The 15549-nt window shown below is 73.3% G+C and carries 11 protein-coding genes; 5 read left to right on the forward strand and 6 right to left on the reverse strand.

The genetic code is table 11. The features are described from left to right. The first annotated feature begins 466 nt into the window (after nt 1–466). The gene (locus ACZ45Q_RS33210) at nt 467–3001 is read left to right on the forward strand and encodes an ATP-dependent Clp protease ATP-binding subunit (protein ID WP_468268622.1); all 2535 of its coding nucleotides are present in this window, start codon (nt 467–469) and stop codon (nt 2999–3001) included. Between the two features lie 112 nt (nt 3002–3113). Here ACZ45Q_RS33210 and ggt read toward each other — a convergent pair whose 3' ends face one another. Next, nucleotides 3114–5039: a gamma-glutamyltransferase gene (ggt, locus tag ACZ45Q_RS33215; protein WP_468268625.1), complete on the reverse strand. Its 1926-nt coding sequence runs from the start codon at nt 5037–5039 to the stop codon at nt 3114–3116. A 118-nt stretch (nt 5040–5157) separates the two neighbouring features. Here ggt and ACZ45Q_RS33220 point away from each other — a divergent pair, with 118 nt between their 5' ends. Then, complete coding sequence (locus ACZ45Q_RS33220) at nt 5158–5916, forward strand: hypothetical protein (RefSeq protein ID WP_468268628.1); 759 nt, start codon at nt 5158–5160, stop codon at nt 5914–5916. Nucleotides 5917–6152: 236 nt separating this feature from the next. On the opposite strand, the gene ACZ45Q_RS33225 is transcribed toward ACZ45Q_RS33220, so the two are convergent. Then, on the reverse strand, nt 6153–6560 hold the full coding sequence (locus ACZ45Q_RS33225) for a DUF6278 family protein (protein WP_468268631.1): 408 nt from the start codon (nt 6558–6560) through the stop codon (nt 6153–6155). Between the two features lie 170 nt (nt 6561–6730). On the opposite strand from ACZ45Q_RS33225, the gene ACZ45Q_RS33230 reads away from it, so the two are divergent. After that, nucleotides 6731–8497, forward strand: coding sequence for an SGNH/GDSL hydrolase family protein (locus ACZ45Q_RS33230; protein WP_468268634.1), 1767 nt, complete (start codon nt 6731–6733; stop codon nt 8495–8497). Between the two features lie 24 nt (nt 8498–8521). Here ACZ45Q_RS33230 and ACZ45Q_RS33235 read toward each other — a convergent pair whose 3' ends face one another. The 4 genes from ACZ45Q_RS33235 to ACZ45Q_RS33250 all read right to left on the reverse strand — a co-directional run bounded on the left by ACZ45Q_RS33235 (nt 8522) and on the right by ACZ45Q_RS33250 (nt 13136). Further along, nucleotides 8522–9301, reverse strand: coding sequence for an exodeoxyribonuclease III (locus ACZ45Q_RS33235; RefSeq protein ID WP_468268637.1), 780 nt, complete (start codon nt 9299–9301; stop codon nt 8522–8524). A gap of 136 nt (nt 9302–9437) precedes the next feature. Beyond that, the gene (locus tag ACZ45Q_RS33240; RefSeq protein WP_468268640.1) at nt 9438–10073 is read right to left on the reverse strand and encodes an MBL fold metallo-hydrolase; all 636 of its coding nucleotides are present in this window, start codon (nt 10071–10073) and stop codon (nt 9438–9440) included. Nucleotides 10074–10425: 352 nt separating this feature from the next. After that, the gene (gene pcaDC, locus ACZ45Q_RS33245) at nt 10426–11739 is read right to left on the reverse strand and encodes a bifunctional 3-oxoadipate enol-lactonase/4-carboxymuconolactone decarboxylase PcaDC (RefSeq protein ID WP_468268643.1); all 1314 of its coding nucleotides are present in this window, start codon (nt 11737–11739) and stop codon (nt 10426–10428) included. A 257-nt stretch (nt 11740–11996) separates the two neighbouring features. Then, nucleotides 11997–13136 (reverse strand): PucR family transcriptional regulator, encoded by a 1140-nt coding sequence (locus tag ACZ45Q_RS33250; protein WP_468268646.1) that lies wholly within the window; start codon nt 13134–13136, stop codon nt 11997–11999. 87 nt (nt 13137–13223) lie between these two features. Here ACZ45Q_RS33250 and ACZ45Q_RS33255 point away from each other — a divergent pair, with 87 nt between their 5' ends. Next, entirely contained in the window at nt 13224–14285 is a 1062-nt protein-coding gene (locus tag ACZ45Q_RS33255) for a ferredoxin reductase (RefSeq protein WP_468268649.1), read from the forward strand. Between the two features lie 7 nt (nt 14286–14292). Next, nucleotides 14293–15411, forward strand: a complete 1119-nt coding sequence (locus ACZ45Q_RS33260) for a fatty acid desaturase family protein (protein ID WP_468268652.1) — start codon at nt 14293–14295, stop codon at nt 15409–15411. Nucleotides 15412–15549: the final 138 nt, after the last annotated feature.

Genomic DNA, 15549 nt, shown 5'->3' on the forward strand with positions numbered 1-15549 from the left:
GCGGCGGCAGAGGCCGCGGGCGACGCGCGGGACCGCGGGAGAGGCCGCGGGCGGCGGGTCGGTCCCTGCCGACGGCACGAGGGCACCCGGCGGCGGCCTCGGCAGCATGAGAGCACCCGGCGAAAGCCTCGCCGCCACAAGACACCCGGCGCCGGTCCCGGCGGCGCGGACGTGTCCGGGACGTTCCCGTACCGGCCGGCCCGGTCTCCCGGCGCCGGTCCCGGCGGCCCGGACGTGTCCGGGCGGTCAGCACTGGCCGGCCGCGGCTGGTACGCACGCGCGGGCCCGGCCCTCGTGGGCCCGTACCCCCTGCCCCGTACCCCCGTACCCCCGAGCCTCGGGCGTCTCTGACATGCCCGTCACCCCAGAACGTGACATCTTGGGCATGACCGCCCTCCGGCCGGGTTACCCGGCCCCGACACGTCAAGGCAAGCGGCAGCGGAGAAGCAGCGGAGGCACGGAAACGATGACCAGCGGCTTCATGGGCCCGGAGGGCGACCCGTTCGCGGAGTTCCTCGCACGGTTCTTCGGGGGCCCGCGCCCCCGGCAGATCGACATCGGCCGACTGCTCAGTCAGCCCGCCCGTGAGCTGGTGCGGGGTGCCGCCCAGTACGCCGCCGAGCACGGCAGCCGCGATCTGGACACCGAACACCTGCTGCGGGCCGCCCTGGCCACCGAGCCGACCCGCAGTCTGCTCAGCCGGGCGGGCGCCGACCCCGACTCGCTGGCGTCGCAGATCGACGAGCGGTCCGGCCCGGTGCAGCACGCCCCCGGCGAGGCCCCGCCGCCCACCTCGCTCTCCCTGACCCCGGCCGTCAAGCGCGCCCTGCTGGACGCGCACGAGATGGCACGCACGTCCGGCACCGGATACATCGGCCCGGAGCACGTGCTCAGCGCGCTGGCCGCCAACCCCGACTCGGCCGCCGGGCACATCCTGAACGCGGCCCGGTTCGCGCCCTCGGGGCTGCCCCGGGAAGGCGCGCCGGAGGCCGCGTCCCCCGCCCGCGGGACCGAGCGCCCCCAACCCGCGAACACGCCGACGCTGGACAAGTACAGCCGCGACCTCACCGACCTGGCCCGGCAGGGCCGTATCGACCCGGTCATCGGCCGCGAGAAGGAGATCGAGCAGACCGTCGAGGTCCTCTCCCGCCGGGGCAAGAACAACCCCGTCCTGATCGGGGACGCGGGGGTCGGCAAGACCGCCGTCGTCGAGGGACTGGCGCAGCGCATCGCCGACGACGACGTGCCGGACGTGCTGCTCGGCCGCCGGGTGGTGGCGCTGGACCTGACGGGCGTGGTCGCCGGCACCCGCTACCGCGGCGACTTCGAGGAGCGGATGAACAACATCGTCGACGAGATCCGCACCAACTCCGACCGGCTGATCGTCTTCATCGACGAACTGCACACGGTCGTCGGCGCGGGCGGCGGCGGCGAGAGCGGGTCGATGGACGCCGGGAACATCCTCAAGCCGGCCCTGGCCCGCGGCGAACTGCACATCGTGGGCGCGACCACCCTGGAGGAGTACCGCCGGATCGAGAAGGACGCGGCACTGGCCCGCCGCTTCCAGCCGATCCTGGTGCCGGAGCCCACCACGGCGGACGCGATCGAGATCCTGCGCGGACTGCGCGACCGCTACGAGGCCCACCACCAGGTCCGCTACACCGACGAGGCGCTGGTGGCGGCCGTGGAGATGTCCGACCGCTACCTCACCGACCGGCGGCTGCCCGACAAGGCCATCGACCTCATCGACCAGGCCGGGGCCCGGGTGCGGCTGCGCGCGCGGACCAAGGGCACGGACGTGCGCACCATGGAGCGCGAGGTCGATCAGCTGGTCCGGGACAAGGACCAGGCCGTCGCCGACGAGAGTTACGAGCAGGCGATGCAGCTGCGCGACCGGATCACCGAGCTGAAGCGGCGGATCGCCGAGGCGGACGGCAACGAGGAGGCCGACGAGGGCAACCTGGTCGTCGGCACCGAGGCCATCGCCGAGGTGGTCTCCCGGCAGACCGGCATCCCGGTCAGCAGCCTCACCCAGGAGGAGAAGGACCGGCTGCTGGGCCTGGAGGAGCATCTGCACCAGCGGGTCGTCGGCCAGGACGACGCCGTGCGGGTCGTCTCCGACGCCGTGCTGCGCTCCCGGGCGGGCCTGGCCAGCCCCGACCGGCCGATCGGCAGCTTCCTGTTCCTCGGCCCCACCGGTGTCGGCAAGACCGAGCTGGCCCGCGCGCTCGCCGAGGCCCTGTTCGGCAGCGAGGACCGCATGGTCCGCCTCGACATGAGCGAGTACCAGGAACGGCACACCGTCAGCCGGCTGGTCGGCGCCCCGCCCGGCTACGTCGGGCACGAGGAGGCCGGGCAGCTGACCGAGGTGGTGCGCCGGCACCCGTACTCGCTGCTGCTGCTGGACGAGGTGGAGAAGGCCCATCCGGACGTCTTCAACATCCTGCTCCAGGTGCTGGACGACGGGCGGCTTACCGACTCTCAGGGCCGCACGGTCGACTTCAGCAACACCGTGGTGGTGATGACCAGCAACCTGGGCTCCGACGTGATCACCCGCCGGGGCGCGGGCATCGGCTTCGGCGCGGGCGGCTCGGAGGCGGACGAGGAGGCCCGGCGCGAGCAGGTGCTGCGCCCGCTGCGCGAGCACTTCCGCCCGGAGTTCCTCAACCGCATCGACGAGATCGTCGTCTTCCGCCAGCTCAGCGGCGACCAGCTGCGGCGGATCACCAGCCTGCTGCTGGAGCAGACCCGGCGGCTGCTGCACGCCCAGGGCGTCACCGTGGACTTCACCGACGCGGCCGTCGACTGGCTGGCCGAGCGCGGCTACCAGCCGGAGTACGGCGCCCGCCCGCTGCGCCGCACCATCCAGCGGGAGGTCGACAACGAGCTGTCCCGGCTGCTGCTCGACGGCCGGGTCGCGGACGGCGGCCGGGTGACGGTGGACGTCGAGGGCGGGCGCCTGGTGTTCCGCACCCGGGAGACGCCCGCCCCGGAGCTGTGACGGGCCGCTCGCGGCCACTCCCCCGATCCGTCGGCGGCCGGGCCGCTCCTGCGTACGTCCAGCGGCCGAACCGCTCCTCCGTCCTTCTGCGGCCGGGCCGCCCACCGTCGTTCTAGCGGCCGGGCCGCACCACCATCGCCGAGCCGCCGCCGCGTCGTTCCTTCTCGGCGGCGGCCAGCCAGCGTCCGTCCGGCAGCCGCTGCACGGCGGTCGCCGCGCCGATCTCGGGGTTGCGGGTGAAGGAGTGCCCGAGGGCCTTCAGCCGCTCGCGCAGGCCGCTGTCGTAGAGGCCGGGTTCGAGGTCGGTGCGTGCCGTGTTGCGCTGGCTGGCGCGTGGCGCGGCGATCGCGTCGACCAGGGGCAGGCCGCGGTCGAGGAAGCCGGTGAGGGTGTGCAGGACGGTGGTGATGATGGTCGCGCCGCCGGGTGAGCCCAGCGCCACCACCGGGCGGTCGTGGCGGTCCAGGACGATCGTCGGCGCGATGGAGGACCGGGGCCGCTTGCCGGGTCCGGGCAGGTTCGGGTCGTGCACCGCCGGGGCGGCGGGCACGAAGGAGAAGTCGGTCAGCTCGTTGTTGAGCAGGAAGCCGCGGCCGGGCACGGTGATGCCGCTGCCGCCGGTCTGCTCGATGGTGAGGGTGTAGGCGACGACGTTGCCCCATCGGTCGGCGGTCGTCAGATGGGTGGTGCTCTCCCCCTCGTACGTCGTCGGCGCCGCCGGTCCGCGGGATGCGCAGGGCTCGGGGTCGCGCGGGTCGCCGGGGGCGAGCGGGCTGGTGAGCGCCGCGTCGTCCTGGATCAGGCAGGCGCGGGAGTCGGCGTAGCGCTGCGACAGCAGTTCCTTCGTCGGCACGTCCTCGAACGCCGGGTCGCCGACCCAGCGTCCGCGGTCGGCGAAGGCGATGCGGCTCGCCTCGATGAGGCGGTGAAGGTAGCGGCTGTCGTCGGCCCGGGAAAGGTCGGTGCCCTCCAGCATGTTCAGGGCCTGGCCGACCGTGGTGCCACCGGAGGAGGACGGGGCGATGGAGTAGACGTCGAGTCCCCGGTACGAGGTCTTCGTCGGCGGCTGGAGCCTGGTGCGGTAGGCGGCCAGGTCCCGTTCGGACAGCTCGCCGGGGCGGGCGTTCCAGCCGGAGCCGGGGTCCACCGGGGGCTTGGCGACGGTGGCGACGATGTCCGCGCCGATGTCGCCGTGGTAGATGGCGCCGACGCCCTCGCGGGCCAGTTCGCGGTAGGTGCGGGCGAGGTCGGGGTTGGTGAAGGTGGAGCCGACGGCGGGGAGCCGGCCGCCCGGCAGGAACAGCTCGGCGGTGTCGGGGAAGCGGCGGAACCGCTCCTCGTTGGCGGCGGTCTGCGCGCGGAAGGTCTCGTCGACGGTGAAGCCGTGCCGGGCCAGGCGCTCGGCGGGTTTCAGCAGGGTGGCGAGCCGCTTGCTGCCCCACCGGTCCAGGACGGTCCGCCAGGTGGCCGGCGTGCCCGGGGTGCCGACGGCGAGTCCGCTGCCGACGGCCTCGGCGAAGGGGATCGGCTCGCCGTCCTCGGTGAACAGGTGCTCGTCGGCCGTGAGCGGCGCGGTCTCGCGGCCGTCGACGGTGTGCACCGTGCGGGACCCGGCGTCGTAGTGGACGAAGTAGCCGCCTCCGCCGATGCCGGCCGAGTAGGGCTCGGTGACGCCGAGCGCGGCGGCGGTGGCGACGGCGGCGTCCACGGCGTTGCCGCCCTTGCGCAGCACCTCGATGCCGGCGGCGGAGGCGTCCGGGTCGACACTGGCGACCGCGCCGCCGTACCCGACGGCGACCGGGGCCTTCCCGGCCTGCCCGGGCCGCTCGGCGGATGACCCGTGCCGCTCGGCGGCCGACTCTGTCTGTTCGGCGGACGGTCCGGGCCGCTCGGCGGCCGACCCTGTCCGTTCGGCGGACGGTCCTGTCCGCTCGGCCGGTGGCCCGGTCCGTTCGGTGGGCGGGGCTGCCGCCCCCAGCGACACCATGGCGGCCGTGACCGCCAGAACCGTCAGCTTGCGTCCGACGGGACGACGCATGCGCACCTCCGCTCAAAGGCCGTCCACGCAGCCTAGTTGCTCATCATGACCGCGTCAGGAGCGCCTCGCGGCGCCTGGTCGAACACGGGTCCGGCCGCGCCCGCTAGCATGCGCGCCCATGACTGACGACGTGCGCAACATCGTCCTGGGCGTGGTCGCGGCGGGCATCAGCGCCGCGCTGGGCTGGATCGCCCGTACGTACCTGTGGCGGCGGAAACGGAGGCGCAAGCAGGCCTTCTTCGGCCTGCCGGAGAACTCCGAGTCGCTGCTCGTCGTCAACCGCGATCCGGCGATGGTCGAACCGGCGGTCCACCGCATCGACGTCTTCGCGCTGCTCGAGCTGTCCGCGCTGATCAAGGACTGCGGCGCCCATGTCCAGATGGTCACCCAGGACGCGGTCCACCAGGGCTTCGGGGAGCGCACCGAGTTCTGTGTGGGCGGCCCCGGCTCGAACCGGCGCATGGCGGCCCACATGACGGCGATGCTCCCCGGCGTACGGGTCAACGTCGACCCGGAACCGGGGCCGGACCGGGGCGCCTTCCAGATCGGCGCCGAGCGCTACCGCATGGACCCGGGCGTCGCGGAGTACGTGCTGCTGGCCCGGCTGACCGCCGGCGACCGGCGCGAGTCCCGGCCGGTGTTCCTGTTCTGCGGGCAACGGGCCGTCACCAACCAGGCCGCCACCCGCTACCTCGCCCGCAACCACGAACGGCTCGCCCGCAAGCACGGCAACGCCTCCTTCGTGCTGCTGCTCAAGGTGGTCAACTCGCAGGCCTACGGGCCGGACATGGTGGAGCTGATCGGGGACGTGACCCGCGCGGCGACGAGTCCGCTGCCGGCACCACCCGCTCCCCGCAACTCCCACCGGGCCTCCTGAGAGCGACCGGGCGCCACCCGGCGGGCGGGCAGCTGACCTTCTCCTCGCTACGAGCAGTGATCTGCGGCTGCCGCCGACGGGTACGGCGCTCGGTCAGGGGATCGACGGCGGTGCCGGCCCTCCTTCTCGGTGGCCTCCGGACGGCGGCAACGTATCCGGACCGGGGGATGGCGCACACCCGACACGCACTTTTCGGGCATTAGCCGTATTTACCGCCACAGGGGTTGCGGGTCTGCTCAGGGCTCGGCGACCTCGGCGTACAGCTGCGACAGCTCCGGCACCCCGCTGGCGGCCCACGCGCGCCCGGAGGCCACCACGTCGAACTCCCGGCCGGAGGCGAGGCGGACGACCGGCTGGCCGTCGGACCGGATGCGCCAGGCGGCACCGGGGACCGTGCGCACGATGACCGTGCCCAGGTACAGACCCGCGTCGTTGCCGAGCCAGGACAGGGTCTCCTCGTCGTCCCGCCAGCGCGGCACGAGCTGGTCGAGTTCTTCCAGCGAGGCCGCCGAGTCGTCGAGCCGGACCCCCTCCCGGGCCGCCTGCGAACGCAGCAGTTCGCACTCGGCCAGCAGACCGGCGATGCCCTCGGCGTCCGGGGCTGCGGGTGGCTCGCGTCGCTTGCCCAGGAAAGAGAGGTTCATACCTCCAGACTGTCATTCGTACCCCCGTACGCACCACAGGCACGCGGTGGGTCGCTTCCGGACGACTTCACCGGCCGCGTCCGCATGGCTCGTTGACGGACCGCCGGCCGCTTTCTAGCTTCGCCGTGCGTCCCGCGGTGTGCGGGCCCGTGTGGCGGGAGGAGCCGGCCGTGCGCCGATGGGTGGTGAGTTGCGCGGTCGTCGTCGCCCTGCTGGCCGCGCTGGTGCCGGGTGCCGTCACCCGGGCGGTCGCGGCGCAGGGGGCCGTCCCGGTGCCGCTGGAGCGGCTGTTCGACAACACGGCCGTCAGCGACGACGCCCGGCCGGGCGAGGCGGACTTCGACGGCGCGGGCGCCTCCCTGTCGGCGCGGGACCTGGCCGCCGCCGGGTGGACACCGGGCCGCGTCCTGACCGTGCAGGGCGCCCGGCTGACCTGGCCGCGACGGCGCGCGGGCGAGCCGGACAACGTCCGGGCGAACGGCCAGTCGGTACGGGTCACCGGGCGCGGCGACGCGCTCGCGTTCCTGGTCGCGGGCACGGACGGCGGCCCCGTGGGCGGTGCGGGCGAGGTGAGGTACGCGGACGGCGGGCGCTCCCCCTACCGGCTGACCGCGCCGGACTGGCGCACCGGCCCGCTCGCGACGAAGGCGGTGGCGCTGCCGCGGGTGAACACGCCCGCCGGCCCGCTCGCCGAGCGGGCCCTGCTGTACGTGGTGACCGTGCCGCTGTCCCCGGGGCGCGAGGTGGTCGCCGTGCGGCTGCCGCGCGCACCCGGCCTGCATGTGTTCGCGCTGTCGGTACGGGACGCCGGGCGGGACTGGACGGGCACCTGGGCGGCGTCGACCGGCGGGCTGGCACCGGTGGGCCCGTGGACCGGGCGGACGCTGCGGCTCGTGGTGCACACCTCGGCGGGCGGGCCCCGGGTGCGGGTGCGGTTCGACAACACGTTCGCTGCGGCCCCGGTACGGATCGGTGGCGCGACCGTCGCCGTGCAGGCGGCGGGGGCGGCGGCACGGCGGGCACCGGTGGCGCTGTCGTTCGCCGGTGCGGCGGGCGTGGAGATCCCGGCGGGGGCCCAGGCGTACAGCGATCCGCTCGCCTTCCCGGTGCCGGCCGGCACCAACCTGCTCGTCAGCTTTCATCTGCCGGGCACGGTGGCGGCCCTTCCGCTGCACCGGCTCGCGGTGCAGCGGTCGTATCTGAGCGAGCCGGGCGACCACACGGCGGACGGCTCGGCCGCCGCCTACACCTCCGTGCTGACCGGCTGGCCGCTGCTGACCGGGGTGGACGTGGGCGGCGGGCCCGGCTCGGTGGTGCTGCTCGGCGACTCGATCACGGACGGCACCGCGTCCACGCCCGACGCGAACCGGCGCTGGCCGGACGTGCTGGCCGCGCGGCTGCGCGCGCAGCGCGCCGTGCCCCGCTACGGGGTGCTCAACCACGGCATCTCCGGCAACCGGGTCGTCACCGACCGCTACCCGGGCGAGGGGGTGTCGGCGGACACGGCGGGCGTCAGCGCCGTGCACCGGTTCGACCGGGACGTCCTCGCACAGACCTCGGCGCGCACGGCGGTGGTCTTCGAGGGCGTCAACGACCTGCGGGCGGGCACGCCGGCCGAGCAGGTGATCGCCGGGCTGCGGCAGCTCGCGCAGCGGGGGCGGGAGCGGGGGCTGCGGATGCTGGCGGCGACGATCCTGCCCTGCGGCGGGTCGGCCGCGTGCACGGCCGCCGTCGACGCCGAGCGGAGCGCGGTCAACGACTGGCTGCGGGGCGGCGCCGATTTCGCCGCCGTCCTCGACTTCGACGCCGTGCTGCGCGACCCGGCCGACCCGTCGCGGATGCTGCCCGCCTACGACAGCGGGGACCATCTGCACCCCGGGGACGCCGGGCTGGCGGCCCTGGCGGAGTCGGTGGACCTGGCGCTCCTGGAGCCCTGACCCGCGCCGCTGCCCCGGGGCGGACTACACGTCCAGGTCGACCACGACCGGCGCGTGGTCCGAGGCGCCCTTGCCCTTGCGCTCCTCACGGTCGACGTAGGCGTCCTTGACCGCCTCGGCGAAGGGCGCGTTGCCGTACACCAGGTCGATGCGCATGCCGCGGTTCTTCGGGAAGCAGAGCTGACGGTAGTCCCAGTAGGTGAAGGGCCGGTCGTACTTCAGCGGGCGCGGCACCACGTCGGACAGGCCGGCCTCGCGCAGGGAGGCGAGGGCGGCGCGCTCGGCCGGGGTGACGTGGGTGGAGCCCTCGAAGGCGGCGGGGTCGTGGACGTCGTCGTCCGTCGGAGCCACGTTGTAGTCGCCCATGACCGCGAAGGGGCGGCTGCCCGTCGCGTCGCCGGCCACGGCCGCGCGCAGCGCCTCGAACCACTGGAGCTTGTACGCGTAGTGCGGGTGGTTCACCTCGCGGCCGTTGGGCACGTACACCGACCAGACGCGGACCGGGCCGCAGGTGGCCGAGATCGCACGGGGCTCCTGCACACCCTCGAAGCCGGGGTCGCCGGGCAGGCCGTTGACCACGTCCTCGAGGCCGACGCGGGAGAGCACCGCCACGCCGTTCCACCGGCCGGTGGCGTGGACCGCCGTCTCGTAGCCCAGCTCGCGCAGCCGGCCGGCGGGGAACTGGTCCTCGGCGACCTTGGCCTCCTGGAGGCAGAGCACGTCCGTGCCGCTGCTCTCCAGCCAGGCCAGGAGCCTCGGCAGGCGGGCGGTGATCGAGTTCACGTTCCAGGTCGCGATGCGCATGCCCCACAACCTACCGGGCGGGTCCGACAACGCGGCCCCGCCCGGGTGCGGGGGCCCGGGCGGGCGCCGGGGCTGGGCCGGGTGCGAGGACTGAGGCCGGTGCGAGGGTTGAGGCGGGTGCGGGCCCGGCCGGTGGTCAGACGTGCGCGGAGTCGCCCGGCGCCAGCCGCAGGTGCTCGGCACCGGCCAGCTGACCGATCTGACGGTCGTAGACGGGGCGGGCGAGGTCGGTGAGGAGGGCGTCGTGGATGTCGTAGGCACGCTGCGGCCGTACCTCGCGGACGTAGTCGATGACCTCGGAGATCTTGTTCCAGGGGGCCATCACCGGCAGCATCAGCGTCTCGACCGGGTGCTCGGGCACGGTGAGGGCGTCGCCGGGGTGGAAGACCTTGCCGCCGTCGATCAGGAAGCCGATGTTGGTGATCCGCGGGATGTCCGGGTGGATCACCGCGTGCAGCTCGCCGTGCACCTGCACCTCGAAGCCCGCGGCGGTGAAGGTGTCGCCGTGGCCGACGGTGTGCACCCGGCCCGGGAACGCGGAGGTGATCTTCTCGGCGACCGACCGCAGCGTCCAGATCTGCGCGGCCGGGTTGATCTCCATGGCGGCGCGCAGCCGCAGTTCGTCGAAGTGGTCGGGGTGCTCGTGGGTGACGAGGATGGCGTCCGCGCCGAGCGCGGCGTCCTCCTCGGTGAAGGCGCCGGGGTCCAGGACGAGGCTCCGGCCGTCCTTCTCGAGCCGGACGCAGGAGTGTGACTTCTTCGTGAACTTCATGATCCCATCCTGCCGCGCGGGCCCGGCCGGGGCGCTGCGCCGCCCGCTCCGGCGGGGCGCCGTGCCGGGCGGTTCCGGCGGGGCACCGTGCCGGGCCACTCCGGTGACGCGCCGTGCCGGGCGGCTCAGGCGGGGAACCGTGCCGGGCGGCTCCCGCGGGCGGCTCCCGCGGCGTCCGGCCGGTCGGACTCCGCGGGGTGCGGCCGGTCGGACTCCGCGGGCCCGGCCGGGACGGGCGTCGCAGGTCCGGCCGGGACGGGCGTCGCAGGTCCGGCCGGGACGGGCGTCGCAGGTCCGGCCGGAGCGGGCTTCGCGGGTCCGGCCGGGGTGAGGCGGGCTTCCGCCCGGTGGATCACTCCGCCGGCGTCGTCTCCTCCTGTATGACCCGCTGGGCCACCCGGAAGGCGCCGGCCGCGGCCGGTACGCCGCAGTACACGGCCGCCTGGAGCAGCACCTCCTTGATCTCGTCGGGGGTGAGGCCGTTGCGCAGGGCGGCGCGGGTGTGAGAGGCGAGCGGCTCCGTGTGGCCGCCGGCGACGAGGGCGGTGAGGGCGATGCAGCTGCGGGTCCGGCGGTCGAGGCCCGGCCGGTCCCAGATCTCGCCCCAGGCGTAGCGGGTGAGGAGTTCCTGGAAGTCGCCGGAGAAGTCGCCGGCCTGCTCCAGCTCCCGGTCGACGTGGGCGTCGCCGAGCACCTCCCGGCGCACCTTGAGCCCCGCCTCGTACGGGTCCGGGCGCCCCGGCGCCTGCGGCGGTACGGGGGCCGGGGCTATCTCGCCGGCCGGCGTCAGGGGCGGGGTCTGCACGGGCTGCGGCGCCGCGGCCAGGACGGGCTTGACCGGGGCCGCGGGGATCGCGGTCTGGCCGGTGGCGGTGTCGTAGGCGGGCTGCCAGGCGGTGGTGAAGTGCCGGACCAGCAGATCGGTGACGGCCGCCGGCTGCTCGACCGGCACCAGGTGGGAGGCGCCGGGGACGACGGCGAGCCGGGCGTCGGGGATGCCGGCGACCAGGGTGCGGGCCTCGGCGGGGCCGGTGACCTGGTCGTCGGAGCCGACCAGGACGAGGGTCGGCACTCCGACCCGGCCCAGTTCCGGGCGGACGTCGAACGAGGCGAGCGCCTCGCAGGCGGCGATGTAGCAGCCGGGGTCGGTGGTGCGGACCATCTGCACGGCCCACTCGGTGATCGCGGGCTGCGCGGCGGCGAACCCGCCGGTGAACCAGCGGTCCGGTGCGGTGCGGGCGATGGGGTCGAGCCCGTTGGTCCGCACGATCACGCCGCGCTGGCGGAACTCGTCGGCCGTGCCGAACCGCGGGGACGCGGCGATCAGCGCGAGCGAGGCGAGGCGCTCGGGGTGGCGCAGTGCCAGCTCCACACCGACCGCACCGCCCAGCGCGCATCCGGCGTACCCGAACCGCTGGACGCCGAGCCCGTCGAGCGTGGCCAGCAGCCGCGTGGTGAGGTCGGCGACGGAGGCCGCCGGGTGGGCGGGGGCGCCGCCGTGTCCCGGCAGGTCGAACCGGAAGACCCGCCACTGCTGCGCCAGCTCGGGGACCTGCCGGTCCCACATGTGCCAGGTGGTACCCAGTGAGGGACCCAGGATCAGGACCGGGGCTTCTTCCGGCCCGTCAAAGCGGTATTGCAGGGTGTTCGACGGTGTCTCACTCACGCCCCAGACCTTCTCACGTCTCACAGACGCCCCTATAACGCGGGGGTACGGGGAACCGGTCTGACCAGGTTGAAGACCTCGCGGGCGGCGTATCGCTCGAGGCATCGGATGATCTCACGGCTCCGCAAAGGGCAGCAGAGGACGCCTCGGTGTGGCGGGCGGTGCGCCCGAACCCGGTCAGCCGCAGCCCGGGGTCAGGTAGACACCGAACACGGTCCCGGGAACCGCCGGGAGTTCGTGGACGGTCGAAGTACGCGTCAACTGGCCCGAAGACCGACCGCCAGCGTCAGTTCAAGGACCCGGTGTGGCGATGCGAGATCCGGAAACAGCTCTCGCAGCTGCGACATCCGGTACCGGACTGTCTGGGGATGGACGAACAACGCCGCCGCCACCTCGTCCCGCCTGCCCTGGTGGAGCAGCCACGCCCGCAACGTCTCCTCCAGCCGCCGTGCGGTCGCGACAGGCAAGGTGCGCAACGGTGCGAGGGCTCGGACACGCAGGTCTGCGAACGCGTCCATGTCGGCGCTCAGCACCAGCTCGGGCAGGTGGTCCTCGGTGTCACGGATATCAGAGGAGAGGGAGCGCGCGCGTACCGCTCGTGCGTACGAGGCCGACGCACGAGTCCATGGCCGGGCCGGGCCGACCACGGCGGTGCGGTCGGTCAGCTGCCGCAAGAGATGTGATCGGTCGGCATCGGGGACGAGCAGCACACCGGTGGCGTCCGGCAGATCGTCCAGGACGAGGGTGTTCGGGTCGAGCGCGCGGTAGGCAGGCCGGGCTTGGGCGGCGGGCAGCAGGACCGCGGTCAGCGAATCCGGAGGCTGCCATCCGGCCCGTTGAGCAGAGGCCAGCAGCACGTCCGGGCTCACGCCGGCGAGGAGGTCGCGGGCCAGGTGTTCCAGGTGACGCTCGTGGGCCCTGCCCCGGGCGACCAGTTCGTCGGCGTGGCCCGCGGCGCTCGCGGCGGAGAGCTCGTCGATGTAGGCGAAGGTCAGCTCGGCGAACTTGGCGACCTCGGCGGCGGGCAGACCTGCGGACACGGCGCCCGCTGCCAGGCATCGCCAGGCCACGCGGGCGCCGACGCGGTAGGCGCTGAGCAGGGCGTCCATCGAACGGCCGTCGCGCACCTCGCCGCGGCCCAGCTCGTAGGCCGCGTCACCGCCGTCGCCGCCCGTGGCATTCCCGCTCGCGAGGTCCAGGTAGTGCCCCAGGGCGGTGCGGACGGCTCGGCGGATGGTGCCGCCCATGCTGCCCGAAAGGGCGTTGGCGTAGGGAGGGACCTCGTCGATGATCGCCTGGACGACCTCGTCGGCTGTGGTCTTCAGCGCGGCCCGAAGTGCGGTGACCGTCGTCTCGTCCAGGGCCAGTTCGCTGGCCCTCTGGGTTACACGACTCACGTTCTTATTCCCTGCGAACAATTCCACCCACCAGATTCACGTCCTACGGTCAGGACTTTACGCCCTGAGACGCAGCAAGCTGGAGTCATGACGAGTGCAGCCCTTCGCAGCAGGGCGTGGAAACTGCTGGAGATGGTCACGACGCCGCTGCTGCCGTCGGACTACCTCGACCTGGTCAGCCCACTGCGTGCGGGCGCTGACCTGCGGGGGCGCATCGAGGCCGTGCACCCCGAGACGGATGACGCCGCGACGGTCGTGATCAGGCCGGGACGGGGCTGGCGCGGCCACACAGCCGGTCAGTACGTGCGGATCGGGGTCGACGTCGACGGGGTGCGCCTGTGGCGTGCCTACTCCATCACCTCGCCGACGAACCGCCAGGACGGCCGCGTCACGATCACCGTGAAGGCGATCCCGGACGGCAAGGTCAGCAACCACCTGGTCCGCAGGGCGAAACCGGGCACGTTGATCCAGCTCGACCAGGCGACCGGTGACTTCGTGCTGCCGCAGGCCAAGCCCGCCAAGGTGCTCTACCTGACGGCCGGCAGCGGCATCACGCCCGTGATGGGCATGCTGCGCGACACCGGTCTCGACGACGTCGTCATGGTCCACTGCGCGCCACGGCCACAGGACGTGATCTTCCGCAACGAACTGCACGATCTGGTCGCGGACAAGAAGCTGCGGCTCCTCGAGGTGCACACCGACACGGACGGCATGCTCGACATCGCCCGTCTCGACGAACTCGTGCCCGACTGGGCCGAGCGCGAGACCTGGGCTTGCGGGCCCGCGGGCCTGCTCGACGCCGCCGAAGAGCACTGGAGCGGGCACGGCGTCCAAGAGCGCCTGCACACCGAACGCTTCCGCCCCGGCATCGTCGTCGCCGGCGACGGACGCGGCGGCGAGGTCACGTTCAGCGCCACCGGCAAGACCGTCGACGCGGACGGCGCTACGCCGTTGCTGGACGTCGGCGAGGAGGCCGGCGTGCTCATGCCGTCCGGGTGCCGCATGGGCATCTGCTTCGGCTGTGTCACGCCGCTCAGGGGTGGCGCCGTCCGAGACCTGCGTACCGGCGAGATCACCGAGGCCGAGCCGGGCGTCCTCATCCAGACCTGTGTGTCCGCCGCGGCGGGCCCCTGCGACATCGAACGGTAGGAGCAGCTTGACCGCCATCGACCCCACCGCCCACCTGACCGAGGAGCAGATCGAGGAGCTCGGCCGCGAGCTGGACGCGATCCGCGACGAGGTGATCGCCGGCCGCGGCGAGAAGGACGCCGCCTACATCCGCAAGGTCATCTCGGCACAGCGCACGCTCGAGCTCGTCAGCAGGGGCGTACTGCTGTTCTCGATCTTCCCGCCCGCGTGGCTGCTCGGCACCGCCGGCCTGTCCGTGGCGAAGATCATGGACAACATGGAGATCGGCCACAACATCCTGCACGGCCAGTGGGACTGGATGCGAGACCCGAAGATCCACTCCACCACCTGGGAGTGGGACCACGTCTCGCCGGCCGACCAGTGGAAGCACTCGCACAACGAGCTGCACCACACGTACACCAACGTGATCGGCAAGGACAACGACCTCGGCTACGGCATCATGCGCGTCGACGAGGACCAGGAGTGGCACCCGTCCCACCTCGGCCAGCCGCTGTGGAACTTCATCAACGCCTGCTTCTTCGAGTACGGCATCGCGGCGTACGACCTGGAGCTGGGCAAGAACCTGAACAAGCGCCGCCGCAAGGACCCGGAGTTCCGCGCGCGGGCCAAGGCCGTGGGCCGCAAGATCCGCAAGCAGGTCCTCAAGGACTACGTGATCCACCCGCTCCTGTCGGGCCCCTCCTTCCTCACCACGCTCGCCGCCACGTTCACCGCGAACCTGGTCCGCAACATCTGGTCCCACTCGGTGATCATGTGCGGACACTTCCCGGAGGGCGTGCAGGTCTTCGAGCGCCGGTCGATCGAGGGCGAGACACGCGGCCAGTGGTACCTGCGCCAGATGATGGGCTCGGCGAACATCAGCGGCAGCAAGGCCATGCACTTCATGACGGGCAACCTGTCGCACCAGATCGAGCACCACCTGTTCCCGGACCTGCCGAGCAACCGGTACGCCGAGGTCGCGGTGAAGGTGCGCGCACTGTTCGAGAAGTACGAGCTGGAGTACGTCACCGGACCGCTGCCCAAGCAGGTGTTCTCCGCGTGGCGCAAGGTCTTCCGGCTCTCGCTGCCGAACAGGAAGCCCGAGGTCAAGACGCCGGACAGTGAGCAGGAGCTCGTCGCCGCCTGATTGTCACAAGCGCCTGGCTCACGATTCCCGGGGTCAGGCGCCGCCGCCCGGGCCGACGCGGTGGGCCGGTGGGCCGGTGATGAGGCGGGACATCAGGATCGACTCGTCGCCGGGTTTCACCTCGTGCACATCGGCGTC

This window comes from Streptomyces sp. NPDC031049 (assembly GCF_055571015.1).

What these genes read in the sequence shown, in the direction of transcription:
- ACZ45Q_RS33210 (WP_468268622.1), top strand. Translation starts at nt 467, where the DNA reads ATGACCAGCGGCTTCATGGGCCCGGAGGGCGACCCGTTCGCGGAGTTC.
- ggt (WP_468268625.1), bottom strand. Translation starts at nt 5,039, where the DNA reads ATGCGTCGTCCCGTCGGACGCAAGCTGACGGTTCTGGCGGTCACGGCC.
- ACZ45Q_RS33220 (WP_468268628.1), top strand. Translation starts at nt 5,158, where the DNA reads ATGACTGACGACGTGCGCAACATCGTCCTGGGCGTGGTCGCGGCGGGC.
- ACZ45Q_RS33225 (WP_468268631.1), bottom strand. Translation starts at nt 6,560, where the DNA reads ATGAACCTCTCTTTCCTGGGCAAGCGACGCGAGCCACCCGCAGCCCCG.
- ACZ45Q_RS33235 (WP_468268637.1), bottom strand. Translation starts at nt 9,301, where the DNA reads ATGCGCATCGCGACCTGGAACGTGAACTCGATCACCGCCCGCCTGCCG.
- ACZ45Q_RS33240 (WP_468268640.1), bottom strand. Translation starts at nt 10,073, where the DNA reads ATGAAGTTCACGAAGAAGTCACACTCCTGCGTCCGGCTCGAGAAGGAC.
- ACZ45Q_RS33255 (WP_468268649.1), top strand. Translation starts at nt 13,224, where the DNA reads ATGACGAGTGCAGCCCTTCGCAGCAGGGCGTGGAAACTGCTGGAGATG.